23 protein-coding genes are annotated in these 23,792 nt (G+C 60.7%); 16 read left to right on the forward strand and 7 right to left on the reverse strand.

What is annotated here, in order from left to right:
- Positions 1–376 precede the first annotated feature (376 nt).
- Together argJ and recQ are read right to left on the reverse strand one after the other, a co-directional pair.
- Positions 377–1,594, reverse strand: coding sequence for a bifunctional glutamate N-acetyltransferase/amino-acid acetyltransferase ArgJ (gene argJ / locus H2Z84_RS04265; protein WP_181834880.1), 1,218 nt, complete (start codon positions 1,592–1,594; stop codon positions 377–379).
- 73 nt (positions 1,595–1,667) lie between these two features.
- Positions 1,668–3,461 carry a DNA helicase RecQ gene (recQ, locus tag H2Z84_RS04270; RefSeq protein WP_181834881.1) on the reverse strand — a complete coding sequence of 598 codons (1,794 nt, stop codon included), beginning with the start codon at positions 3,459–3,461 and terminating at the stop codon, positions 1,668–1,670.
- Positions 3,462–3,865: 404 nt separating this feature from the next.
- Here recQ and H2Z84_RS04275 point away from each other — a divergent pair, with 404 nt between their 5' ends.
- The 4 genes from H2Z84_RS04275 to H2Z84_RS04290 all read left to right on the forward strand — a co-directional run bounded on the left by H2Z84_RS04275 (position 3,866) and on the right by H2Z84_RS04290 (position 8,739).
- Complete coding sequence (locus H2Z84_RS04275; protein ID WP_181834882.1) at positions 3,866–4,348, forward strand: surface-adhesin E family protein; 483 nt, start codon at positions 3,866–3,868, stop codon at positions 4,346–4,348.
- A gap of 113 nt (positions 4,349–4,461) precedes the next feature.
- Positions 4,462–5,235 carry a ParA family protein gene (locus tag H2Z84_RS04280; protein ID WP_220272692.1) on the forward strand — a complete coding sequence of 258 codons (774 nt, stop codon included), beginning with the start codon at positions 4,462–4,464 and terminating at the stop codon, positions 5,233–5,235.
- A 14-nt stretch (positions 5,236–5,249) separates the two neighbouring features.
- Positions 5,250–7,868, forward strand: coding sequence for a sensor histidine kinase (locus tag H2Z84_RS04285; RefSeq protein WP_181834883.1), 2,619 nt, complete (start codon positions 5,250–5,252; stop codon positions 7,866–7,868).
- The gene (locus H2Z84_RS04290; protein WP_103524419.1) at positions 7,843–8,739 is read left to right on the forward strand and encodes an ATP-binding response regulator; all 897 of its coding nucleotides are present in this window, start codon (positions 7,843–7,845) and stop codon (positions 8,737–8,739) included. Before H2Z84_RS04285 ends, H2Z84_RS04290 begins: the two co-directional genes overlap by 26 nt.
- 19 nt (positions 8,740–8,758) lie before the next feature.
- Here H2Z84_RS04290 and H2Z84_RS04295 read toward each other — a convergent pair whose 3' ends face one another.
- Positions 8,759–10,918, reverse strand: a complete 2,160-nt coding sequence (locus H2Z84_RS04295) for a DNA internalization-related competence protein ComEC/Rec2 (protein WP_309545433.1) — start codon at positions 10,916–10,918, stop codon at positions 8,759–8,761.
- A gap of 251 nt (positions 10,919–11,169) precedes the next feature.
- On the opposite strand from H2Z84_RS04295, the gene H2Z84_RS04300 reads away from it, so the two are divergent.
- Together H2Z84_RS04300 and H2Z84_RS04305 are read left to right on the forward strand one after the other, a co-directional pair.
- A complete protein-coding gene (locus H2Z84_RS04300) occupies positions 11,170–11,958 on the forward strand; it encodes a class I SAM-dependent methyltransferase (protein WP_181834884.1) in 789 nt (262 codons plus the stop codon).
- Positions 11,959–12,036: 78 nt separating this feature from the next.
- On the forward strand, positions 12,037–12,786 hold the full coding sequence (locus H2Z84_RS04305) for an MgtC/SapB family protein (protein ID WP_181834885.1): 750 nt from the start codon (positions 12,037–12,039) through the stop codon (positions 12,784–12,786).
- Between the two features lie 6 nt (positions 12,787–12,792).
- Here H2Z84_RS04305 and H2Z84_RS04310 read toward each other — a convergent pair whose 3' ends face one another.
- Entirely contained in the window at positions 12,793–13,089 is a 297-nt protein-coding gene (locus H2Z84_RS04310; RefSeq protein WP_181834886.1) for a DUF2325 domain-containing protein, read from the reverse strand.
- Positions 13,090–13,244: 155 nt separating this feature from the next.
- On the opposite strand from H2Z84_RS04310, the gene H2Z84_RS04315 reads away from it, so the two are divergent.
- Entirely contained in the window at positions 13,245–13,460 is a 216-nt protein-coding gene (locus H2Z84_RS04315) for a SlyX family protein (RefSeq protein WP_103524424.1), read from the forward strand.
- Between the two features lie 5 nt (positions 13,461–13,465).
- Here the strand turns inward: H2Z84_RS04315 and H2Z84_RS04320 are convergent, their stop codons facing one another.
- Positions 13,466–14,044, reverse strand: coding sequence for a GNAT family N-acetyltransferase (locus H2Z84_RS04320; protein WP_258869283.1), 579 nt, complete (start codon positions 14,042–14,044; stop codon positions 13,466–13,468).
- The gene (locus H2Z84_RS04325; protein ID WP_181834887.1) at positions 14,041–14,943 is read right to left on the reverse strand and encodes a DMT family transporter; all 903 of its coding nucleotides are present in this window, start codon (positions 14,941–14,943) and stop codon (positions 14,041–14,043) included. Before H2Z84_RS04325 ends, H2Z84_RS04320 begins: the two co-directional genes overlap by 4 nt.
- 109 nt (positions 14,944–15,052) lie before the next feature.
- On the opposite strand from H2Z84_RS04325, the gene dapC reads away from it, so the two are divergent.
- The 9 genes from dapC (at position 15,053) to H2Z84_RS04370 (ending at position 21,662) form a co-directional block, all read left to right on the forward strand.
- Complete coding sequence (gene dapC, locus H2Z84_RS04330; RefSeq protein ID WP_181834888.1) at positions 15,053–16,243, forward strand: succinyldiaminopimelate transaminase; 1,191 nt, start codon at positions 15,053–15,055, stop codon at positions 16,241–16,243.
- Between the two features lie 55 nt (positions 16,244–16,298).
- Complete coding sequence (dapD, locus tag H2Z84_RS04335; protein WP_181834889.1) at positions 16,299–17,120, forward strand: 2,3,4,5-tetrahydropyridine-2,6-dicarboxylate N-succinyltransferase; 822 nt, start codon at positions 16,299–16,301, stop codon at positions 17,118–17,120.
- Between the two features lie 339 nt (positions 17,121–17,459).
- Positions 17,460–18,278, forward strand: coding sequence for an ABC transporter ATP-binding protein (locus H2Z84_RS04340; RefSeq protein ID WP_181834890.1), 819 nt, complete (start codon positions 17,460–17,462; stop codon positions 18,276–18,278).
- Positions 18,271–19,056 (forward strand): lipid asymmetry maintenance ABC transporter permease subunit MlaE, encoded by a 786-nt coding sequence (mlaE, locus tag H2Z84_RS04345; RefSeq protein WP_059285994.1) that lies wholly within the window; start codon positions 18,271–18,273, stop codon positions 19,054–19,056. The genes H2Z84_RS04340 and mlaE overlap by 8 nt, the downstream gene beginning before the upstream one ends.
- A 10-nt stretch (positions 19,057–19,066) precedes the next feature.
- Entirely contained in the window at positions 19,067–19,555 is a 489-nt protein-coding gene (gene mlaD, locus H2Z84_RS04350; RefSeq protein WP_124645594.1) for an outer membrane lipid asymmetry maintenance protein MlaD, read from the forward strand.
- A 42-nt stretch (positions 19,556–19,597) separates the two neighbouring features.
- On the forward strand, positions 19,598–20,209 hold the full coding sequence (locus tag H2Z84_RS04355; RefSeq protein ID WP_181834891.1) for an MlaC/ttg2D family ABC transporter substrate-binding protein: 612 nt from the start codon (positions 19,598–19,600) through the stop codon (positions 20,207–20,209).
- 11 nt (positions 20,210–20,220) lie between these two features.
- Entirely contained in the window at positions 20,221–20,514 is a 294-nt protein-coding gene (locus H2Z84_RS04360; protein WP_181834892.1) for an STAS domain-containing protein, read from the forward strand.
- Between the two features lie 3 nt (positions 20,515–20,517).
- Positions 20,518–21,363 carry an MlaA family lipoprotein gene (locus H2Z84_RS04365; protein ID WP_258869284.1) on the forward strand — a complete coding sequence of 282 codons (846 nt, stop codon included), beginning with the start codon at positions 20,518–20,520 and terminating at the stop codon, positions 21,361–21,363.
- A 137-nt stretch (positions 21,364–21,500) separates the two neighbouring features.
- A complete protein-coding gene (locus H2Z84_RS04370) occupies positions 21,501–21,662 on the forward strand; it encodes a hypothetical protein (RefSeq protein WP_158604645.1) in 162 nt (53 codons plus the stop codon).
- Between the two features lie 66 nt (positions 21,663–21,728).
- Here H2Z84_RS04370 and H2Z84_RS04375 read toward each other — a convergent pair whose 3' ends face one another.
- A complete protein-coding gene (locus H2Z84_RS04375) occupies positions 21,729–23,711 on the reverse strand; it encodes a methyl-accepting chemotaxis protein (RefSeq protein WP_181834893.1) in 1,983 nt (660 codons plus the stop codon).
- Between the last annotated feature and the right edge of the window lie 81 nt (positions 23,712–23,792).

Here is a 23,792-nt window from a genome sequence, read left to right on the forward strand (position 1 = left end):
CTGTTTTTTAAAGAGCGGTGCAGGTCGCTGCGTTTCGTTTCCGTCGCTGCGTTGTCTGCTGAGGAGGCGAACTATACCGCCACCACCTACCCTCGTCAACACTTTGTGCGAAGAAATCTGCAGATTCTGGCCAAATACCGCCCCGCAGCGCGCTAAGTGACTGAGGGGAAAACAATTATGCCAGGGGCGTTTTATTACAGCTTTGCTGCGAGTGCACAGCAATGCGTGGAGTAGCGGCTATGCCGAGTACTGAAAACCAGTCTGGCTGACGCAAAAGGGGGGGCACCGCACCGGCACCGGCACCGGCACCGGCACCGGCAGCAAAAAGCCCGGCTGGCGCCGGGCTTTTTGTACCAAGGACTACTCTATAACTGTATCAGCTACGGTAGTCGGCATTGATCTTTACATAGTCATAGGAGAAATCGCAGGTCCAGACCGTGGCCTGGGCTGCACCACGCCCCAGTACGACACGTACGGTGATTTCGCTCTGGCTCATCACACGCTGGCCGTCTTCTTCCTGGTAATCCGGGTTGCGACCGCCATTGCAGGCAACCAGTACATCATCCAGATACAAGGAGAGGCGGTCGACATCCAGATCGCTGACACCAGCATAGCCAATGGCGCACAGCAGGCGCCCCAGGTTCGGGTCGGAGGCAAAGAAGGCGGTCTTGACCAGCGGCGAACGGGCGATGGCGTAGGCGACATCCTTGCACTCGGCTACCGAACGGCCGCCTTCGACCTTGACGCTAATGAACTTGGTGGCACCTTCGCCATCGCGGATGATGGCCTGCGCCAGCTCGGTAGCCACATCCACCAGTGCGGCCTTGAGGACGGCATAGGCCGGATGGTTGACCGAATCAATGCGCGGCGCGGCGCTCTTGCCAGTGGACACCAGAATGAAGCTGTCGTTGGTGGAGGTATCGCCATCGACCGAAATGCAGTTAAAGGAGAGGTCGGCCACTTCCTTGACCAGTTGCTCCAGTACCGGGCGGGTGACCTGCGCGTCGGTGGCAACGAAACCCAGCATGGTGGCCATATTCGGGTGGATCATGCCGGCACCCTTGGCGATGCCGGTAATGCTGACCTTGGCACCGTCGATCTCCAGCGTGCGGCTGGTGGCCTTGGGCGCGGTATCGGTGGTCATGATGGCTTCGGCAGCCTCGGCCCAATTGGCCGGGCGGCGGGTCGGCAGTGCCTGGATGATCTTGTCGGCCGGTAGCGGCTCCAGAATGACGCCGGTGGAGAACGGCAGGATTTGCTCGACGGCACAATCCAGCTCACCAGCCAGCGCCTGGCAGACCGACAGCGCACGCTGACGGCCATCTTCACCGGTGCCGGCGTTGGCATTGCCGGTATTCACCACCAGTGCGCGGATCTGTACGCCAGCATCCAGGTGTTTCTTGCTGATCTGTACCGGTGCGGCACAGAAGCGGTTCTGGGTGAAAACGCCGGCGACGGTATTGCCCTTATCGATGCGGATGACCAGCACATCCTTGCGATTGGCCTTTTTGATACCGGCCTCGGCCACATTCAGTTCGATGCCATCGATGATGGCCAGTTGGTCGGCGCTAACCGGGGTCAGATTGACTGCCATGATGAGTTCTCCAATGCCTGCACGCTGACACGTGCCTGTTGCTTGCGTGTTGTGTGGCTCGATTGTAACGGAATCATTCCTGCTGGCTATCCAGGATTTGTTGCAACGCACTACCGTAGCGCGCCAGTTTCAGTTCGCCCAGGCCATAGACTTTTCCCAGTTCGCGCAGGTTTTGCGGGCGGCGCTCGACGATATCGCGCAGGGTGCGGTCTGAAAAGACGGCATAGGCCGGTACATTGTGCTCATCTGCCATCTGCCGCCGCCAGCGGCGCAGTGCCTGCCACAACCGTTCTTCGCGCTCAGTACGCAGCCAGCGGTCGGTATTGACGCTGCGCGCCTTGCTGTCGTCGGCCAGCGGACGCAGATAGATTTTTTCCTGCCCTTTGAGCAAGGGGCGACAGGCATCGGTCAACACCAGCGACTGGCCGCGGGCGATATCCACCTGCAGGATCTTGCGGGCGACCAGCTGGCGGATCAGCGAGCGCCAGGCGCGCTGGTTGTAATCACGACCGATGCCGAAGGTGGACAGCTTGTCATGACCGAAACTGGTGACTGACTGGTTGCTACGCCCCAGCAGCACGTCCACCACATGATTGGCGGCAAAGCGCTGCTCTACTCTATAGATGCAGGACAGCAGTTTTTGCACCGGTACGGTGGCATCAAAAGTGATGGGTGGATTCAGGCAATTATCGCAATGGCCGCAAGGCTGGCTGGCCTCACCAAAGTGACTGAGGATTTGCTGACGGCGGCAACTGGCGGTTTCGCAGAAGGCCAGCATGGCATCGAGCTTGGATAGCTCCACCTGTTTTTGCAGCTCGGCCATTTCCGAACCCTGGATCATCTGATTGAGCTGCACCATGTCGTTGAGGCCATAGCACAGCCAGCTGGAAGCCGGCAGGCCGTCGCGCCCGGCGCGGCCAGATTCCTGATAGAAATTTTCCGGACTCTTGGGCAGATCGATGTGAGCGACAAAGCGCACATCCGGCTTGTCGATGCCCATGCCGAAGGCCACGGTGGCCGCCATGACAATGCCCTCTTCGCGCAAAAACTCGCGCTGATGGCGCTCGCGCACCTCATGGCTGAGGCCCGCATGGTAGGGCAGTGCAGGAATACCATTCTGGCTCAGCCACTCAGCGGTTTCTTCCACACGCTTGCGCGACAGGCAGTACACGATGCCGGAAGCACCGGGATATTCATTATTAATGAAGTCCAGCAGCTGCTTTTTGGCATTGTGCTTTTCCACCACCTGATAGAACAGGTTGGGGCGGTCGAAGCTGGACAGAAATACCCGCGCCTCGCCCAGTTTCAGGTAATGCAGGATGTCTTCGCGAGTTTGCGGATCGGCCGTTGCCGTCAGGGCGATGCGCGGCACCTGTGGATAATGTTCGGCCAGCAGGCCCAGCTGTTGATATTCCGGGCGGAAATCGTGCCCCCACTGACTGACGCAATGCGCCTCGTCGATGGCGAACAAGGCAATATCCAGCTGCGCCAGGAAATCGAGAAACCGTGGTGTCAGCAGACGCTCGGGGGCGACATAGAGCAGATCCAGCGTGCCGGCCCGCGCCTGCATGGCGATGGTGCGCGCGTCTTCGGGCGAGGTGGCCGAGTTAAGGCAGGCAGCCGCGACGCCCACTTCGGTCAGCGCCGCCACTTGGTCTTGCATCAACGCAATCAGCGGCGACACCACGATGGCGATACCCGGTCGCAGCAAGGCTGGTATCTGGTAGCACAGGCTTTTGCCGCCGCCGGTAGGCATCAGCACCAGTGCATGACCGCCTTCGACGATATGGTTGACGATCTCCGCCTGTTGCCCTCGGAATGCCGGGTAGCCAAAGATATTGCCTAGTAAGGAGAGTGCGTCCTGCATGCGGAAAAGAGACCAGATACGGCTGGCAACACCAGCGCGACAAATGGCAGCAACCTGTCGAAGTCATGGGAAGCTGCCTATTGTACGGCAAAGCGGCTGGCAGCAAAAAAAAGCCGCCCGGGAAGGGGCGGCAACAAGTTGGATGGAGACAATGTGAAACGAAGAGGAAAATGCTCTCGTGCATGAAAGACCACACCACCACCAGGAAAGTTCCTACCCATCTGCGACGCAAGCTTTCAGCGCTTGTAAAAAATCACGACCACTACGAGAGATTTCCCCTGGAAACTGAACCGCTGGCAGTAACAAAACTCCAATCGCGCTGTAACTTGTCACCGCATGGCCCGCGCGATTTCCCCCTGAGGGCGGCCTATGCGAAACTGTGCGCATCAAACCGGAGATCAAGCATGTTTTATCGTCTGCTCGCCCTGGCAGCCTGTGGCAGCCTGCTGGCCGCCTGCACCACCCTGCCGCCCCAGACTAGCCCGACCAAGCCCCGGCCCAGCCCCGGCCCTGCCCTGCCGCAGGCGAATGCCGACTGGGAAAACCTGGGTGTGTCGCCCAATGGCAATATCCTGAATGAACTGGACAAGCTATCGATCCGGCCTCAAGGCTCGGTGGTCACTTTCCGCGACCGCAAAACCATTTTCAATCTGCGCAAGGAAAATTTCCTGTCCACCCCGCGCCACAAGGTCTCCATCAACAGCTGGCTGATCGATTGCTCGGCACGCACATTCCGACTGACTGGCATGGTGCTGTTTGATGAAAATGGCCGCCAGATTGCCAGCTACACTTACAATGACAGCCAGATAAAGGCCATGCCAGTGACACAAAATTCTGCCAGCTTCCAGCAGATGCAATACGTATGCAAAGGCCTGGCCGGCTTCTGATATATTCGGAGCCAAATCGATAAGCACCGCCTAGCCTGCTTGCAGCTGGCTGGTGGAAAATCACCGTCATTGAATTGTCAGCGCGTTTACCGGCATTGCCAAAGGGAGATCCCATGCACGCCATCCGTCGTGTGGTGTTCAATCAGAAAGGTGGAGTAGGCAAATCCACCATTACCGCCAATCTGGCGGCAGTTGCTGCCCGCCGTGGCAAGAAGGTTTTGCTGATTGATCTGGATCCCCAGGGCAATGCCAGTCAGTATCTGAGTGGAAGCCTCCAGCCCGTGGCGGAAAAATCGGCCGCTGGTTTCTTTGGACAGATGCTCAATATCAGCATGTACAGCAAGGATCTGCAGGATTTCGTCAGCGACACACCATTCGATGCACTGCAGTTGCTGGCTTCACACCCGGAACTGAGCGAGCTGATGGTCAAGCTGGAAAGCCGCTACAAGATGTTCAAGTTGAAAGAAGCGCTGGACCAGGTGGCCGCTGACTTTGACGAAATCTGGATCGACACCCCGCCGGCGCTGAATTTCTTCACCCGCTCAGCGCTGATTGCCGCCGACCGCTGCCTGATCCCATTTGACTGCGATGCCTTCTCGCGCCAGGCGCTGTACAACCTGATGGCCAGCGTTGAGGAAATCCGTGCTGATCATAATCCGGCACTGCAGGTGGAAGGCATCGTGGTCAACCAGTTCCAGCCGCGTGCCAGCCTGCCGGTACGACTGGTGGCCGAACTGCGCGCCGAAGGCCTGCCGGTGCTGGACCCACCCCTGTCCGCCTCGGTCAAGATCCGCGAATCGCATGATGTGGCCCGCCCGATGATCTATCTGGACCCCAAACACAAGCTGGCCGTCGAGTTCGCCGCGCTATACGACAAGCTGGCCTGAGCCGGCGGGACATCATGCCGACCAGCCTGAGTCGCCTCACATCCCTGCTGCTGGGAGCGCTACTGACCATTATCCTGCTCTGCGCGGAATACGCGCTGCTGCTGGATAACGACCGTGTACGCGAACAGGAAAAGTTGCAGCACTGGGGCGAACTGGGCACCGAACTCTTGGCCACCCGGCTGCAGGAAATGCTCGACCGTACCGACCTGCTGGCGCAAAGCCTGATTCGCCAGCGTCACAGCACGGGCACGCCGCCCAATCTCGGCGAGCTGGCCCCCACGGTACTCAAGGAAGAAAGCCGCTTCGGTGGCATCGGCATCGTGCGCCGTATCGAGCCGAATCAGCGTACCGAGTTTGAAGCTGCCATTGCCAACAGCATTCGCATGCTGAAAGACCGGCATCTGGTCACCAGTCCGCAACAGCCCATGTATTACCCGGTGGAAAGCTATCTGCCGGACGATGGCAATGCCCTGCCACAAGGCATGGATCTGGGCAGTCTGGACAATGCGCGCCGCAAGATGGACCAGGCGCGCAATCGCAACCAGCCGATGCTGATGTTCAACACCCTGATTCCCGGCTCGCCCCCCCGGCTGGACATCATGGCCAACCTGAATGACGACGGCCACCTGCTGCTGGTCAACCTGCGCAGCGACCTGCTGTTGCAAAGCAGCCAGAGCAACCCCGACCAGCCCAACCCCTTGCAGCATGTACGATTAGTCGCCTGGAACCAGGATGCGCCAGAGCGGCCCAGCCTCGACTCTCATCCGTTGCAGGCTCTGCCATCCGGCAATCCGCTGCTGACCACCCGCCGTAATATTGGCGGCTACGACCTGCTGTTTGGTGCCTATCCGCTGGAAGACAACCAGCCGGCACTCAGTGCACAGGGCTATGGCATTCTTGCTACGTCGGCCCTGGTCATGTTCCTGCTGCTGATCCTGCAGCAGCGCCAGATCAGCAATAATCAGGGGCTGCGTAGCCTGCTGCGCCGTCAGCATCATCAGCTGGAACTGAATAACCGCACCCTGCGCGAACAGATCAACGACCGCGCCAGCTCGGAACAGGCGCTAGCCGAAAGCGAGGCACGCCAGCGTGCCATTCTGCAAGCCAGCTCAGACGCCATCATCCTGATCAACCGCAGCGGCCTGATTACCCATGTCAATCCGGCCGCCGCCAAGCTGATCGGCCAAAGCGCCGAATCCATCGAACACCTGCCGGTAGGTTCGCTGCTCACCGAGCTGTACAGCCTCAGCCCCAGCATCAGCTTCGAATCGATTGCCGCCGCCCGTGAAGGCCGTACCTTCGAAGCCCACCTGCTGCGCAGCGACAATAGCCAGATGCCGGTCGAGCTGTCGCTCAGCCGGGTAGAGGCACCGGACGACTCCTTCTATGTGGCGGTATGCCGCGACATCAGCCTGCGCAAAGAGCAGGAGGCCGCACTGATCCGGCTGAAAAACAGCCTGGCCGAACAGGTAGAGGTGCAAAGCCGGCAACTGGCGGCGCTGCTGGAAGCCAGCCCCATGGCCATGGCCTATATCGTCGACCGCCACCTGCGCCGGGTTAACGGCGCCTTTCTCGACCTGTTCGAACGTGAAGAAGACGAAGTCATCGGCCAGACCACGCTGCCCTACTTCGAGAGCCAGGAACAATGGGAGCGCACCGGCCGTGCACTCTACAACCTGCTGAACGATGGCAAGGTGGTGCAGTCTGAAGTCAAGCTGCGCACCGGCCGCGGCAAGCTGATCTGGTGCCGCATGTTTGGCCGGGCAGTCAATCCATCAGTACCCAAGCTGGGCACCATCTGGCTGTATCAGGACTTCTCCGCCCAGCGCGAGATGGAAGACGCCCTGCGCCAGGCCAAGACTCTGGCCGAGGAAAACAGCCGGGCCAAGACCGAATTCCTAGCCAATATGTCGCACGAGCTGCGCACGCCGATGCATGCCATTCTCGGCTTTACCGAAATTGGCGAAACCCGCGCCCGCCAGCTGCAAGACGACAAGCTGGAACAATACTTCCAGCGCATCCACAGCAGCGGCAACCGCCTGCTGCAATTGCTCAACGACCTGCTGGATCTGGCCAAGATGGAAGTGGGCAAGATGGACTACCACTTCGGTCATTTCGATCTGGCCCACTGCCTGCGCGAAGCCTGCGATGAAATGACCCCGCTGGCCAGCAACCACAACATCAAGCTTTATCTCTACTGCACACCGGAAAAACTGACGGCCGACATCGACCCCTTCCGTCTGGGCCAGGTGATACGCAATCTGCTGTCCAATGCCATCAAGTTCAGCCCGGCCGGCGAAGTGATCCGCGTCACCGCCCGCTTGCAGCTCAATAGCCAGCAGCAGGAGGAAATCCTCATCTGCGTGGAAGACAGCGGCCCCGGCATTCCGGTAGACGAGGTCGAAACCATCTTCGACAAGTTCATCCAGAGCAGCTCCACCAAGACCGGCGCCGGCGGCACTGGCCTGGGCCTGGCCATCTGCCGCGAAATTCTGCAGGCGCACCACGGCATCATCTTTGCCGAAAACCTCAGTCCGCGCGGTGCGGCCTTTACCGCTGTACTCCCACGCAGGCACGACGCCAGCGCCGCTGGCGAAGGAAGCAACCATGTCACATCGACTTTTACTCGTTGACGACGAGCCCTTCAATCTGGAGCTGATGACCGAGCTGCTAGAGGCTGCCGGTTACGAAACGGTGTGTGCCGAGAGCGGCGAGCAGGCCTGGGAGATTCTCCAGCGGCAAGGCAGCAGCCTGTCCACGGTGCTGCTCGACAAGATGATGCCCGGCCTCAACGGCTTTGATGTGCTCAAGCGCATCAAGAACACCCCCGAGTTGAATTTTCTGCCGGTCATCATGCAGACGGCGATCAATTCACCGGCCAGCGTGCAGGAAGGCATGGAGGCCGGTGCCTTCTACTATCTGACCAAACCGTTTTCCCGCGACATGCTGCTGGCCGTGGTCAAGGCAGCGCACAGTCACTGGGACCGCCATCAGGCTTTCCGCGAGCTGGCCAAGCAGCATCTCGATGCACTGGCGCAATTGCAACAGGCCGAATTCCGCCTGCGTACCCTGAAGGAAGCCCAGACCGTCACCGCTCTGCTGGCCCGCACCTGCGCGCAACCGGAAAAAGTGGCCACCGGCCTGTTCGAGCTGATGGTCAATGCCGTGGAGCACGGTAATCTCGCCATCAGTTACGAGGAAAAAACCCGGCTGCAGGCCGAGGGCGACTGGGAAAGCGAACTGGAGCGGCGCCAGCATGACCCGATACTGGGTCAACGCGAAGTCAGCATCAGTTTTGTGCGTGAACCCGACCGTTTCAGCTTCACCATCCAGGACATGGGTGAGGGCTTTGACTGGCGCCAATATGAAGACTGCCCGGCAGCTTCGCTGATGGCCAGCCACGGACGCGGCATACTGATTGCCCGCAAGCTGTCGTTTGACGAGGTGGAATATCAGGGCAAGGGTAATTGCGTGGTGGCCCGCGTAAGCCGCACATCATCCTAGCCGGCGCGGCAGATTCCACTTACTCCAGCGTCCCCTCCTGCGCACAAGGGCCGGCACTCCGCCAGTAGCGTGCCGCCAACTGGCGATAACAGTCATACCGCACAGCGTCTCCCAGTGTCAGTATGAGCAAGCCATCGGCATCGGTACGCAATACCCGGCCCTGTTGCTGCAACGCTGCCAGCACCAGCGGATGCGGGTGGCGGTAGCGGTTGAGAAAACCCGCACTCAGCACCGACAATTGCGGCTGCAGCGTCTCCAGCCACAGCGGCGCAGTGGAGGTACGACTGCCATGGTGTCCTACCACCAGTACACTGCTGCGCAATTGCTGGCCATAATCGGCCACCAGCCGCTCCTCCACCGCACGCGGGGCATCGCCAGTCAGTACCAGCGCATGGCGCTGGCCGGCCACTCGCAACACACAGCTATGGCTGTTGTCATCCGTCAGCACTTCCGCCGCCGGTGGCCATAGCACATCAAAGCGGACACCATCCCAGGCCCAGCTCTGACCGCGCCGGCACAACTGGCCAGACAAGCCGTATTGCTCCAGCGTGGCCTGCTGCCCGGCCAGGATGCGCCGCACCGGCAGCGCCGCAGCGATATCTGCAGCAGCGGCATCATGGTCCTTGTCGTTATGCGACAGCAGCAGGGTATCCAGTTGCCGTATGCCCAGCCCCTGCAATTGCGGCAAGACCCAGCGCCCGCCCTCGGCCGCCCCGGTATCAAACAGCAGGGTATGGTGCCGCGTCTGGATCAATACCGACAAACCCTGGCCGACATCCAGCACCACCGCCCGGAATACACCGGGTTCCGGCGCTGGCGGCTGATAACACAAGGCCGGCAACAGCAGGCTGGCCCCCAGCCAGCGACCGGGCATGCCGGCGGGGGCCAACAGATACAGACTGCCTATTCCCCCCAGCAGCAACACCGGCCATGGCGCGGCGGCCACTTGCAGCATTGGCCATTGCGCCAGCCAGTCGACACCACGGTAAAACCACTCGGCCAGCCAGCCGCTCAGCAGCAAGGGCCACTCCCATGGCAAGGCCACTGCCAGCAGCGCCAGCGGCGTCAGCAACACCGAGACAAAGGGAATGGCCACCGCATTGGCCAGCGGGGACACCAGCGGAAACTGGCCAAACAGGCTGAGCAAGGGCAACAAGGAAGCCACGGTAGCGGCCCATTGCCCCAGCAGCAGCTGGCGCGCCTTGCCGGCAGGCCGGCGGCGGCCGGCCGACGACAGCATCAGTGCCGCCACCAGCCCGAAAGACAGCCACAAGCCCGGTGCCAGCACGGCAAACGGGTCAATCAGCAACACCAGCGTCAGTGCCAGCCACCACATATGCAGGCCGGACCAGTGCCGTCGCCACAGCAACATCAAGGCTATGCAGCCGAGCATGTACAGGGTGCGCTGGGTGGGTACCGAAAAACCGGCCAGCACCGCATAGCAGGCAGCCGCCATGACACCGCTGCCGACGATGAGCAAGCGCGGAGGACAAAATGCCAGCGGCCAGCGGCGCAGCAAACCGGCCACGACGGCGGCAACCATGCCGGCGACCATGGTGATATGCAGCCCGGAAATGGATACCAGATGAGTCAGCCCGGTACGCGCCAGGCTCTGCCACTCGGCACGGTCAATACGCTGCTGCGCCCCCACGGTCAGGCCAGCCACCAGGCCGGCGGCCCGGTTACGCCCCAGTACCGCCTCAATGCGCAACACCAGCCGCTCGCGCAGCCGATCCACCCAGGCACGCGCATCCTCTGCCTCACCCAACAGCTGGGCACCGGGCTGTATCGTGCCGCTGGCCAGTACGCCTTCCGACCACAGCCACTGCTCGGCATCAAAGCCAAAGGGATTGGCAGTAGACTGGCGCGGGCGGAAGCGCGCCGTCAGCTGCCAGCGTTGGCCGGCCCGCCATGGCGCTGCCATGACTGGCTGGCCCTTGCGAGCAAATACCGTCAGCTGCACGCGCGGCGGCAGACGGGCACCGTCAGTCAGTACCCGCTCCACCTCAAACTGCATGCGCACACCATAATCCGCTGGCGCCGGCAACCCGCGTACCACACCTTCCAGCAACACGGGGCGCTGCCACTGCGTGGGCGGCAACTCCTGCGCCAGCCGCCATTGCGCACGAGCGTCGGCATAGCCCAGCCCCAGCAGGAAGGCCGCCAGCCAGCCAGCCAGCCAGCATGGCCGGGCGCGGACGGCCCAGCCCTGTCAGCAGCAAGGCCAACAGCGCTAGGCCACCCAGATTCCACAAGGACGGCAGCTGTGGCAGAAAGGCGCAGCACACCACGCCGCACACAAACAAGGCGAGTTTCAACATGCGGCTGTTATGCCGCTTGCCGGCACGGCTGGCAATGTCGGGCCGGACAGGCGGCTTGCCGCCATGCGGTGCATCCCGTATCGTGCCGGCAGTTATTCAAGGAAGCCTCATGACCGCCACGCCTCTGTTCTGCGCCGAAAGCGCGCGCCGCGACTATGCCGAAGGACTGGCCAGCCGCTTTGCCCTGCCCTTACTGAGTCGGCGTCCCGACACCGGATACTGGCTGGAACTGGGGCCGCAACGGCTGGAGCTGGTGACCACCGGCAAACATGGCGCGGTCTATGCCGAGTTTGTCGAAGGCGCTGCGCGCCACCGCCGCGAACAGGGGGGTGGCCGGGGCCAGCCGGTGGCCAAGGCTGTCGGACTGAAAGGGGCGAAAGACCTGCCGCATATCGTGGATGCTACGGCGGGCCTGGGACGCGACAGCTTCGTACTGGCCAGTCTGGGCTGTCAGGTCACCATGGTAGAGCGCTCGCCAGTAGCAGCGGCCCTGCTGTTTGATGCACTGGAACGCGCCGCCCGCGCCGCCGATACTGCCGCCATTGCCGCACGCATGCAGTTGGTGCATGCCAATTCCGCCGACTGGCTGCTGCAATTGCCGCCGGAACAGCGCCCCGACGTGGTATTTGTCGACCCCATGTTTCCGGATACCGACAAGAAAAGTGCCGCCGCCAAGAAAGACATGCAGGCCTTCCAGCAGGTAATTGGCGATGATATGGACAGCGCCCGTCTGCTAGAAGCTGCCATCACGGCGGCCCGGGTAAGGGTGGTGGTCAAGCGGCCACGGCTGGGAGCCCCGATTGAAGGTAGCAAGCCGTCGGCGGTGCTGGATGGCAAATCCACCCGCTTCGATCTCTACATCATCAAGGCGCTGCGCCCACACGGTGACAGCCAGTAGCTGCAAGCGGCTTGCCTGTCTGACCGGCCAGGCCTAGCCTTGAAGTGGCCCACCCGGATACCAACCAGAAAGTCCTCCATGAGCATTAGCTTTGCCCAACTGCTAGACCAGTATTGGTCGGCCCAGAAATGGGAAGTCAATCTGCTGATTACCTGCAATCTGCTGGGAGGCCTGATCCTGGGCTGTCTGGTCGGCTATGAACGCTGGTCGAATGGCCGCGCTGCCGGCATGCGCACCTATGGCCTGGTCTCCATGGCCGCCACCGGCGTCATCAGCATGATCGGCTATTCGGGTTTCTGGTATGGCGGCGCGCACGCCGACATCATGCATGGCGACATGACCCGTGTGGCGCAAGGGGTGCTGACGGGGGTAGGTTTTCTGGGTGCCGGCATGATCATGAAGGAAGGCATGTCCATCAGCGGCCTTACCTCGGCCGCGTCGGTGTGGATGTCCTCGGTGATCGGCATCCTGGTGGGGGTGGGCTTTTATCTGTCCGCCATCGCCGTCACCCTGCTGTGCATTCTGTGCATGCGAGTGCTGAACTGGATGGAAAACCGCCTGCCCCGCCGTTTCAGCCTGTATGTCAATCTGACCGTACCGGGCGAACAGCACTGGACGGTGAACAAAATTTCAGGTGATCTGCGCAGCCTGGGGGTAATCGTGCATGAGGAGAGCATCGCGCTGAAGGTTGGCCCGGACGGCTGCGAGTGGAGCTTTATGGTGTCGGCCATCAACAAGCATCACCTGATCAATGTGGTCGACCTGTCCAGCGCCATCATGGAGCTGGAAGCCATCGAGACCTTCAGCATTCAGCCAGCCCGTAACTGAGCAGCCTCAGGCTTGCGGTTGCCAGCCATCATGCCGCAAGCGCTCTGCCACCGCGGTGGCGGAACGCCGACAAGCCAGCACCGGGATGCCGTGCGCCGCTGCAGTATCACGATAATGACGCATGGCATTGTGACCCAGGTAGTCGGTCAGCAGAATCAGCATCTGGGTGTTTTTGGGCAGCGGCACCTTGCGCTGATGCTGGGTATTACGGCCAGTAATATGGCGGGCAATGCGGATATCGTACAGGGCCAGCACATCCGGGATCTGTCCCAGGCTATCGCCACCGATCAGCAGGGCATCCATGTAAGTCCTCCTCCTAGCGCCGCACTGCGGCTGGGTGATGGACAAACTGTAACTGGCTCGGAAAATTCCTAAAAATAATAAAAACTGGATTTGATATTCCAGCAATGCCGGTCAAGACTGCGCCGGCACTCCACTCCCTGAGGTAAAATGCCGCCATGCATACCGAAGACCGCCTGAATGAACTGGAAGTGAAAATCGCTTTCCAGGACGACCTGCTCGACAGCCTTAACGCCACCGTCGCCCGCCAGCAGCAACAAATCGACCTGCTACAGCAACAGCTGCGCCTGGTCTACCAGCAATTCAAGGCCGCCCAGCCCGACAGCGGCAACAGCGGCGGTTCGCTGCGCGACGACATTCCGCCGCATTACTGATCCATTCAGCTGTTTTTGCGTTTGCGGGATACCACGGCTTCGATGTTCTTGCGGGCAATCAGCGGAGCCGATGCCGTCAACGGTTTGTCGGCCGCTGGCGCTTGCAGCCATTTATGCATGATCAGGCAATCCACCAGTCCCAGCGTGCGGTGCCGATAAGCCCCGGGCACCCGGCCTACCTCGGCAAAGCCCAGCTTTTTCCACAAGGCGACCGCCACGCTATTGCTGGCCACCACCGCATTGAACTGCATGGCCAGAAACCCCAGCTCCCGTCCACGTTGCTGCGAGTGTGCACACAGGGCCGCCGCCACCCCTTTGCCACGTGCGGCCGTGGCCACCATATAGCCGCAATTGCACACATGGCTGCCCGGCCCGGCCGCATTCGGCTTGATGAAATAGCTGCCCAGCACCACGCCGTCTTCTTCGGCCAGCCAGGTTTCCTGCGGCAGTTCGCACCATAGCGCCCGCGCCTGCTCCTCGCTCAGTTGCGGATCGTAGGCATAGCTGTCCTGTGCCTGGATGATGTGATGAAACGTCGGCCAAAATGCCGGAAAATCGTCCGCATGCATACGCCGGATATTCATGTTTTCTCCTGTACAGCCACTGGCTGCGTCATCTTGCCGGAGAGCAGGCTGGCGGCGGCGATCAGCGCGCCTCCCAGCCACTCCTGCAGGTTCATGCGTTCGCCTGCCAGCCAGTAGGCCGACAGCGCGGCAAACACCAGTTCCAGCAGCATCAAGGTCATGGTCTGGCTGGCCGGTAACAGGCTGACGCCATGCTGGGAAATGATGCTAGTGGCCAGCAAGGTCATCCCCAGCAGTGCCAGCAACAACCATGCTTGTGCCGATGTTTCCAGCACGGCCCCCAATTGCTGGCGGCTGGCCAGTGCGACAAAGCCCATCAGCGCGACACCAAACCAGATGGTGGCCGACTTCACTGGCACCGGCAGATTGCGCGCGCGCTTGCTCAGCACATTGCCAAGCGCAAAACTGATGCCGCCGGACAGCGCCAGCCATTCATAACGCTGGCTGAGCATGGCCGCCCCGTCCAGCAGGCCGGGACGATACAGGATGGTCAGGCAACCGGCCAGCGACAGCCCCACCAGCAGCCAGCCAGTGCGAGTCAGTTTTTCCTGCAGCAGCAGGCGGGAAAACAAGGCTGTCCACAAGGGCGACAGGTAAAACAGCAGCAGCACCCGCATCACCATGCCTTCCGACACCGCCCAGGTGTAACTGAAATTGCACCAGCCAAACAGCAGCGCCAGCAAGGGCAATACCGGATGCCAGCGCAGCTGGCGGCGATACACATCAAAGAATAGGGCAATGCCCAGCATGGCGGCAATCAGGTACACCAGCAGCGAGGTTTGCGCGATGCTGACACTCCGCTCGTTCAGTGCCCGAAACGGGTACCACATCAGCCCCCATACCAGTGCGGTGGTCAGAATGGCAACGATGGCAAGAAGCTTTTGTTTTACAAGAGGCATCACGATTTCTTAAGATGAGCGATTCTGCGGCTTTGCAGTAGCAAGGCCAAACAAGACCAGAAGCAGCTGGCATGACCAAGCTGCTCCCACAGCATAGAGAGAACCAAGCGTGAATCCCCACCTGGACAGCCTGCAACCCTATCCATTCCAGCGCCTGCGCCAACTGATGGCGGGTGCGGTCCCGGCTGACAAGCCGCATATCAATCTGTCGATCGGCGAACCCAAGCACCCGACGCCGGACGTCATCAAGCAGGCACTGGTCAACTCACTGGGCGGCCTGTCGGTTTACCCGGCCACCCTGGGCAGCCCGGAGTTGCGCCAGTCCTTCGCCGACTGGATGCAGCGCCGCTATGGCCTGCAACTGGACGCGGAAAAAGAAATCCTGCCGGTCAATGGTAGCCGCGAGGCCCTGTTTGCCTTTGTGCAGACTGTCGTCGACAGCCAGTGGACAGAAAAACCGGTGGTGATTTCACCCAACCCGTTTTACCAGATTTACGAAGGGGCGGCACTGCTGGCAGGAGCTGAACCATTCTATGTCAACTGTACTGCCGACACGGCCTACCAGCCGGACTGGGCCAGCGTGCCGGAAAGCGTATGGGCGCGTACCCAGCTGGTATTCGTGTGCAGCCCGGGCAATCCCACCGGTGCGGTGATGTCGCTGGAGGACTGGAAAAAGCTGTTCGAGCTATCCGACCGCTACGGCTTTGTCATTGCCAGTGACGAGTGCTATTCGGAAATTCACTTTGGCCAGCCGCCGCTAGGCGGGCTGGAAGCCGCCAGCAAACTGGGCCGTGGCTTCGAGCGACTGGTGATGTTCACCAGCCTGTCCAAGCGCTCGAACGCGCCGGGCATGCGCTCCGGCTTTGTCGCCGGCGATGCCACCCTGCTGGCCAAGTTCATGCTGTACCGCACCTACCAGGGCGGTGCCATGAGCCCCACCATCCAGGCCGCCAGCGTGGCCGCCTGGAACGACGAGGCCCACGTCGAGGAAAACCGCGCCGCGTATATCGCCAAGTTCCAGGCTGTGACCCCCGTGCTGGCCGAGGTGCTGGATGTGGCCTTGCCGGATGCCAGCTTCTACCTGTGGGCCAAAGTCCCGGGGGGCGACGATGCCGCCTTTTCCCGCTCCCTGTTCGAGCAGGAGCACATTACCGTGCTGCCCGGCTCCTTCCTGGCCCGCACCGCACATGGCATCAACCCCGGCAGCGGCTATATCCGTATCGCTCTGGTCGCGACACTGGCAGAATGTCAGGCTGCCGCCGAGCGCATCGTGCGTTTCGTCAAAACAACTAATCAATAAGCGACATCCACCAGACATGACCGTTTCCATTCACCTTGCCAAAGGACTCCATCACATGCATCCGATCCAAGCCCTGATCGAAGAGGCGTTCGAAAAACGCGCCGATATCACCCCCGCCACCGTATCCGTCGAACTGAAGGCCGCCATCGGTCAGGTAATCGACGAACTGGACAATGGCCGCCTGCGCGTGGCCGAAAAAGTGGACGGCGACTGGGTCGTCAACCAATGGGTGAAGAAGGCCGTGCTGCTGTCCTTCCGCATTCGCGACAATGTGGTTCAGGACGATGGCGTCAGCCGCTACTTTGACAAGGTGGACACCAAGTTCCACGACTGGAGCGAGGCTCACTTCAAGGAAGCCGGCTTCCGCGTGGTGCCAGGTGCCGTGGCACGCAAGGGCAGCTTCATTGCCAAGAACACCGTACTGATGCCGTCCTACGTCAATATCGGCGCCTATGTGGACGAAGGCACCATGGTGGACACCTGGGCCACTGTCGGCTCCTGCGCCCAGATCGGCAAGAACGTACACCTGTCCGGTGGCGTCGGCATTGGCGGCGTACTGGAACCGCTGCAAGCCGGTCCTACCATCATCGAAGACAACTGCTTCATCGGTGCGCGCTCGGAAGTAGTAGAAGGCGTGATCGTGGGCGAAGGCTCAGTGATTTCCATGGGCGTGTATATCGGCCAATCCACCAAGATCTACGACCGCGAAACCGGCGAAGTGACGTATGGCCGCATCCCGCCGGGCTCGGTAGTGGTATCCGGCAACCTGCCGTCCAAGGATGGCAGCCATAGCCTGTACTGCGCCGTCATCGTCAAGAAAGTGGATGCGCAAACCCGCAGCAAGACCAGCATCAACGAACTACTGCGCGGCGTATAAGCCACACACCGTGCTGGCACACCCTGCCAGCACCTGCACTCCGGACCCGGCCCTGCCGGGTCTTTGTCATTTTCCGGCCGTCACTCGCAGGCATTACGTGAAAAGCACTTGCCGGCCATACATGCCAATGAAATAATCAGCCGTTGCAGTTTTTATTTTTGCTTCAAACATATTCAAACAATCTTCAGCAGTCGCACTTGTCAAGATTTGTCCTTGCAGTGCAACATCGTTACACGCTGAAACCTTATGTATTTGGCGAGACTCCTACAACCCTATAAAATCCATCTGTCTTGGGCCAAGCAAGCCGGGACTTCACTCGTGTTTTTATCCGGAAAATCCGTGTCTTCAGACCATTTCATTGAATTCAGGAATGTCAGCTTCGCCTACGGTGAACGCCCCATCCTGAACAACATCAGCCTCGCCATCCCGCGCGGCAAGCTGGTCGCCATCATGGGTGGCAGCGGCAGTGGCAAAACCACCATGCTGCGCCTGATCTCCGGCCAGATCCGCCCCAGCGCCGGCCAGGTGCTGGTAGACGGCCGCAATGTGGCGGACATGAACCATGCCGAACTGTTCGAGCATCGCCGCCGCATGGGCATGCTCTTCCAGTTTGGCGCACTGTTTACCGACCTGTCGGTAGAAGACAATGTCGCCTTCCCCATCCGCGAACACACCCGCCTGCCGGATAGCATGATTCATGATCTGGTGATCATGAAGCTGGCAGCGGTAGGCCTGCGCGGCACCCAGAACCTGATGCCAGCCGAGCTGTCTGGTGGCATGGCCCGCCGCGTGGCGCTGGCGCGCGCCATCGCTCTGGACCCACAGCTGATGCTCTACGACGAGCCCTTTACCGGCCTCGATCCGATCTCGCTGGGCGTCATCGCCCACCTGATCAAAAAACTGAACGACGCACTGGGCACCACCTCCATCATGGTGACGCACGACGTGCACAAATCGCTGGATATCGTCGATTACGTCTACTTCGTCTCCAATGGCGCGGTGGTCGCGGCTGGTACACCGGCAGAAATCCGCGCCTCTCCCTCGCCCTGGGTACACCAGTTCATGTGGGGCGAGGCCGATGGCCCGGTACATTTTGCCTATCCTGCCAGCACTTCGCTGCAGCAGGATCTGGGCCTGAAAGGAGGCCAGCATGACTGAGCTGCTGCTGTCACCGCTGCGCCGGCTGGGACACACCACCATCAACGCCATCTGGCGGCTGGGTTTCATCACCCGCTTCCTGCTGGCCATCCTGCGCTATTCCGGTCAGAGCCTGCTGCGCTTCAACCTCACCATCCGCGAGATCTATTTCGCCGGGGTGATGTCGGTCATCATCGTGGTGGTGTCCGGCCTGTTTGTCGGCATGGTGCTGGGCCTGCAGGGTTACAACACTCTGTCGCGCTTTGGCTCGGCCGATGCGCTGGGCGCGCTGGTGGCCCTGTCGCTGCTACGCGAACTGGGCCCGGTGCTGGCTGCCTTGCTGTTCTCCAGCCGCGCCGGTAGTGCCATGACTGCCGAAATCGGCCTGATGAAGGCCACCGAACAACTGGACGCCATGAGCGTGATGGCGGTCAACCCCATCGCCCGCGTGGTGGCGCCACGCTTCTGGGCCGGCGTGATTTCCATGCCTATCCTGGCGGCCATGTTCAATGTAATGGGCATTTTCGGTGGCTACCTGATTGGCGTGGTGATGATAGGCCTCGACTCTGGTACGTTCTGGTCGCAAATGCAGAACAACGTCGACCTGCACTACGACGTGGTCAACGGCTTGATCAAGAGCCTGTGCTTCGGCATCGCTGTCACGCTGATCGCCGTATTCGAAGGCTATGACGCCACGCCCACCGCGGCCGGCGTATCCGCCGCCACCACCCGCACGGTGGTGACTTCGGCTCTGGTAATCCTGGCGGTGGACTTTGTCCTCACCGCCTTCATGTTCTAGGAAATGGGTAATGAAACGCTCTACTATTGATTTGTGGGTAGGCCTGTTTGTGGCAGTCGGCATCGCGGCAGTAGTCTTCATGTCGCTCAAGGTGGCCAATCTCACCCCGCAAAGCGCGGACCAGACCTACACCCTGTATGCCGATTTCGACAATATCGGCGGCCTGAAAGTGAAGGCGCCGATCAAGGAAGCCGGTGTAGTCGTCGGCCGTGTTGGTGGCATCCAGCTGGACACCAAAACCTACCGCGCCCGCGTCACCCTGAACCTGGACAAGCAATACACCTTCAGCCGGGACGCCAGCGCCGAAATCCTGACTGCCGGCCTGCTGGGTGAGCAGTACATCGGCCTGCTGCAAGGTGGAGACCCGGACGAACTGAAAGCCGGCGAGCACATCACGCTGACCTCGTCTGCCCTGGTGCTGGAACAGCTGATCGGCAAGTTCATGACCAGCTTCTCCGGCGGCAATACGGCCAAGAGCACAGCCTCGGCCGCGCAGTAAATTCAAGACATCGCGCATAACCAATAAAGACTGACACACATCATGAAAAAACTGATCGCATGCTTTCTCGTCCTGCTGGGTCTGAGCGCCCACTCCATCGCCGCTACCGATAATCCGGCTGATCTGGTTCGCGACACCTCGCGCCAGATCATGGACGTACTGAAGCAGGAAAACGGCAAGAACACCAAGCAGATCCGTCAGCAGGTCGAAGCGCTGGCCGTGCCGCAATTCGACTTCCAGCGCATGACGGCCCTGGCCGTCGGCCTGGGCTGGCGTCAGGCCAGCCCGGCGCAGCAAAGCGCACTGGCACAGCAATTCCAGACCCTGCTGGTGCGTACCTACTCCACCACCATGACCCGTTTCAAGAGCGCCCAGATCGACATCCAGCCGAATGTCGTCCTCGGTAACAGTGGCCGCGAAGCCACCGTCAAGTCCGCCGTTACCCTGCCGGGCAACGACAAGGGTCCGGTCTCTGTTGATTACACCCTATACAAGACTGCGCAAGGCTGGAAAGTATTCAATGTCAGCGTGGAAGGGGCCAGCCTGGTCACCGTCTATCGCAACCAGTTCAATCAGGAAATCAACAAGAGTGGTGTGGATGGCCTGATCAAGATGCTGCAGGACAAGAACGCCGCCCTGCCGGCTGCCAAATAAGGACGCATACCATGTTCGAGGAAACCGCCACCGGACAGGGCCGCCTGTCCGGCAAGCTGGACATGAACAGCAGTGGTGCCTTGCTGGCCTCACTGACTGCCCGTGTCGCCCGCGCCCCGCTGCAGCTGGACTTGTCCGGCATCAGCGAAGCGGACTCCTCGGCAGTCGCCCTGCTGCTGGCCTGCCGCCGTGCCGCAGAGCAGGCCGGTCAGACCCTGCTGCTGCAGAACTGGCCCGCCCGTCTGTCCGACCTTGTTGAACTGTATGCACTGCGCGAGCTGCTGGCCAGCCCGCAAGGAGAGTAAACCATGACCCGCAAGCACCGCCTGTTGCCCGCGAGTCTGTTGGTCGGCACCCTGCTGCTGGCCGGCTGTGCCAGCACCCATCCGGCCACGCCGCAAGACCCGTACGAATCATTCAACCGTTCAATGTATTCGTTCAATGATGCGGCGGACCGCTGGGTGATGAAACCAGCCGCCCAGGGCTATCGCGCCATTACCCCTGGCCCCTTCCGCACCGCTGTCGGCAACTTCTTCGACAATTTCAAGGATGTGTACAGCGCCGCCAACAACCTGCTGCAGGCCGAGCCGGAAAAGGCGCTCAACGACATCATGCGGGTAGCGCTGAACAGCACCTTCGGCTTGTTTGGCCTGATCGACATCGCCACCCCTGCCGGCCTGAAGAACAACAAAACCTCGCTGGGTGACACCTTCGCCCATTGGGGCTGGAAGAGCAGCAACTACCTGGTGCTGCCTTTCTTTGGTCCCAGCACGGTACGCGATGGCCTGGGCCTGGGTGTATCGCTGGGTATCAATGGCCCGGAGCATCTGGTCTACCACAATACCAATGAGGCGGTCGCTTTCTACGGTGTGTACGGCATCAATACCCGCGCCCGTTATCTGGACCTGGATGACAGCCTGTCGGCGGCAGCCATCGACCCTTACACTTATATGCGCGACGGCTTCCTGCAATTGCGTGCCAAGCAATTGGGCCAACCCAATCCGACCCAGAACGACGAAATGAATATCGACGATCTGGTCAGCAGCCCGGCCAGTGCTTCGGCTCCTGCGGCTGAAGCAGCGCCTGCTGCCAATACCAGCAGCCACGCGGAAGCCTCGGCAGCAGCACATGCTGAGGCCTCTGCCGCACAGTAAGTCCATCTGGCTTTGTCGTATAAAAGGCAGCCTGCGGGCTGCCTTTTTCATGTGTGCAGCAGTCGCGCTTGATCTGGCACAAGATCATCTTCGACATAAATATTAGAATTCACTAAATTATCTAATCGGAGCTGATCATGGAAGACCGCCGCATCCCGCAACAAGCACTGGAATACCTGACCCGCTGTCTGCGTCATGCCGTTTCCAACGGCCAATACCTGACTCCCGAGCTGCTGGAAGAGGCCATCGCCGAATACAGCGCCGAACATCCGCAGCAAGCCATCCAGATACTGCATTGAGCGCCCCACAGCAAAGCAAAAGCGGCCACAAGGCCGCTTGCTGTACACCTGGCGTAAGCCACTGCGCTACAGTTTGAAGCGCCCGATCAGGGCTTCCAGCTCGTCGCCCAGCTGATGCAGGGTTTCGATCGCCAGATAACTCTGACGCACCGATTCATCCGACTGCTGCAACATGTTGTGGATGCTTTCGATATGCTGGGCGATCTCCTGGCTGGCGGTGGACTGCTCTGCCGTCGCCACCGCGATATCTCCCACCGTACGCACCACTTGCTGACTGTTGTCGGTAATGCGGGTGATCGACGACGCGGCAAGTTCTGCTTGTCTGACACCACTTTCCACCTGTGACAGCGCACCTTCCATGCTGCCAGCCGCCCGTTGGGTATCCTGCTGGATGGCCTGGATCATGCCACCGATTTCCAGCGTGGCCTGCGAGGTACGCTCCGCCAGCTTGCGCACCTCATCCGCCACCACGGCAAAGCCACGACCCTGCTCACCAGCGCGTGCAGCTTCGATCGCCGCGTTCAGTGCCAGCAGATTGGTCTGATCGGCAATATCCCGAATCACGTTGATGATGCTGCTGATGTCACCGGAGCGCTGCTGCAAACCGGACATGACCTTGGCCAATCCACGCACGGTATCAGCAATACCACTGATTTCGCGCGAGGTGGCATGTACGCTGTCCGCCACTTGCGCCGACATGCCGCCGGCCTCATGTGCCAGGCGTTCGGCCGACTTGCTGGCGTCGGCAATCAGGCTGATGCTGACCGACAGCTCTTCCACGCTGGCTGCGGTGGCATTGGCCGCTTCCGACTGCCGTGCCGAACTATCGCGAATCTGGCCGATATCCACCGTCATGGTCCGCACCGATCCGGACACCCCGGACGCATGGCCGCGTACATCCAGCATCATGTCATGCAGCGAGCCGGTAAAACGGTTGAAAGCCGAGGCCGCCGCACCGATTTCATCGCTGCTGATAATCGCCAGCTGCCGTGTCAGATCCCCACTGCCACTGGCCAGCTCGGTCATGGCACTTTGCAGCCGTCCCAGCGGACGCAGCAGATAGGTTAGCGTCAGCCCCAGCAACAGCAGGATCAGCAAGAGAATGGCCACGCTGACGGCCACCGACTGCCAGGTAGCAGCCCAGACCGGTGCCAGTGCCGCCGCCGGCGGAATGCTGATGCGCACCGCCCATGGCTGGGCGATATCCCCCACCCGCACCGGCAGCACGAAATGCCACAGGCCGTCGGCTGTTTCGTACTGTACTTCCTTGCCGCTTTCGATAGCCTGCTTGATCTCGGCCGGCAGGCTCGGATCAGGCTTGCCGATCAGGCCTTGCTCCGGCCCGGCGAGCATGATGCCCTTATTGGAGTACAGGCTCATCGCACCGCTGCCGTATGGCTTGACCTTGGCTGCCAGCTCGCGCAAATGCCCCAGAGCCAGATCGACACCGGCCACACCCAGCACCTTGCCATCCACTTGCAGCGGAATGGCCAGCGTGCCCATCAGGATCTTGATGTCTTCATCCACATAGGGTTCGGTCAGGACCGGTTTGCCACTGGCCTTGGGCAGCTTGTAGTAGTCGCTGGCATCCACACCTTCGCCACCCCATACCACATCCACCTTGCCTCCCTTGTTAAACCAGTACACGCCACTGCGGCCTTGCTTGTCATTGTGCTCGCTGCCAGCCAGCTCCTTGTCGCGCCCATCAAAGGCATCGGGGTCCCAGATAACCCAGTAGCCAACGGCATCCGGATTATGGGGCAACTGGGCGCGGGTCATCTCCGACACCAGCTGCCGGCCATTGGCCGGCAGATTGCGTTTGACTGCACTAGCTGCTTCGGCCAGCGTCTCTACCGCGTGATAGGACGACTCCAGCAAGCGCTGCACATTGCCGGCCTCACGCTCGGATAGCAGGCGTGCATTATCGCGTACCTGTTCCCGTGCCTGCTGGTAATGCGCATAGGCATTCAGCCCGATCAACAAGGCAAAGCCGATGAGTATCAGCAGGCCGCTGCCGATCAATATCTTGTTCCTGATTGTTTTGAACATAAGAACTCCGTCTGCCGCTCGATTATTGTGATGTCGACAGGGATGCCGCCGTAGCGGTCCGGTTTGCCGGCTATGGGCAAT

The sequence above is a fragment of the Aquitalea aquatica genome (assembly GCF_013911085.1).
In the GTDB taxonomy this organism is placed as follows: Bacteria; Pseudomonadota; Gammaproteobacteria; order Burkholderiales; family Chromobacteriaceae; genus Aquitalea; species Aquitalea aquatica.

Bases quoted from the DNA above. Each gene is read 5' to 3' on its own strand.
- argJ (WP_181834880.1), bottom strand. From the start codon at position 1,594: ATGGCAGTCAATCTGACCCCGGTTAGCGCCGACCAACTGGCCATCATC.
- recQ (WP_181834881.1), bottom strand. From the start codon at position 3,461: ATGCAGGACGCACTCTCCTTACTAGGCAATATCTTTGGCTACCCGGCA.
- H2Z84_RS04275 (WP_181834882.1), top strand. From the start codon at position 3,866: ATGTTTTATCGTCTGCTCGCCCTGGCAGCCTGTGGCAGCCTGCTGGCC.
- H2Z84_RS04280 (WP_220272692.1), top strand. From the start codon at position 4,462: ATGCACGCCATCCGTCGTGTGGTGTTCAATCAGAAAGGTGGAGTAGGC.
- H2Z84_RS04285 (WP_181834883.1), top strand. From the start codon at position 5,250: ATGCCGACCAGCCTGAGTCGCCTCACATCCCTGCTGCTGGGAGCGCTA.
- H2Z84_RS04290 (WP_103524419.1), top strand. From the start codon at position 7,843: ATGTCACATCGACTTTTACTCGTTGACGACGAGCCCTTCAATCTGGAG.
- H2Z84_RS04300 (WP_181834884.1), top strand. From the start codon at position 11,170: ATGACCGCCACGCCTCTGTTCTGCGCCGAAAGCGCGCGCCGCGACTAT.
- H2Z84_RS04305 (WP_181834885.1), top strand. From the start codon at position 12,037: ATGAGCATTAGCTTTGCCCAACTGCTAGACCAGTATTGGTCGGCCCAG.
- H2Z84_RS04310 (WP_181834886.1), bottom strand. From the start codon at position 13,089: ATGGATGCCCTGCTGATCGGTGGCGATAGCCTGGGACAGATCCCGGAT.
- H2Z84_RS04315 (WP_103524424.1), top strand. From the start codon at position 13,245: ATGCATACCGAAGACCGCCTGAATGAACTGGAAGTGAAAATCGCTTTC.
- H2Z84_RS04320 (WP_258869283.1), bottom strand. From the start codon at position 14,044: ATGAATATCCGGCGTATGCATGCGGACGATTTTCCGGCATTTTGGCCG.
- H2Z84_RS04325 (WP_181834887.1), bottom strand. From the start codon at position 14,943: ATGCCTCTTGTAAAACAAAAGCTTCTTGCCATCGTTGCCATTCTGACC.
- dapD (WP_181834889.1), top strand. From the start codon at position 16,299: ATGCATCCGATCCAAGCCCTGATCGAAGAGGCGTTCGAAAAACGCGCC.
- mlaE (WP_059285994.1), top strand. From the start codon at position 18,271: ATGACTGAGCTGCTGCTGTCACCGCTGCGCCGGCTGGGACACACCACC.
- mlaD (WP_124645594.1), top strand. From the start codon at position 19,067: ATGAAACGCTCTACTATTGATTTGTGGGTAGGCCTGTTTGTGGCAGTC.
- H2Z84_RS04355 (WP_181834891.1), top strand. From the start codon at position 19,598: ATGAAAAAACTGATCGCATGCTTTCTCGTCCTGCTGGGTCTGAGCGCC.
- H2Z84_RS04360 (WP_181834892.1), top strand. From the start codon at position 20,221: ATGTTCGAGGAAACCGCCACCGGACAGGGCCGCCTGTCCGGCAAGCTG.
- H2Z84_RS04365 (WP_258869284.1), top strand. From the start codon at position 20,518: ATGACCCGCAAGCACCGCCTGTTGCCCGCGAGTCTGTTGGTCGGCACC.
- H2Z84_RS04370 (WP_158604645.1), top strand. From the start codon at position 21,501: ATGGAAGACCGCCGCATCCCGCAACAAGCACTGGAATACCTGACCCGC.
- H2Z84_RS04375 (WP_181834893.1), bottom strand. From the start codon at position 23,711: ATGTTCAAAACAATCAGGAACAAGATATTGATCGGCAGCGGCCTGCTG.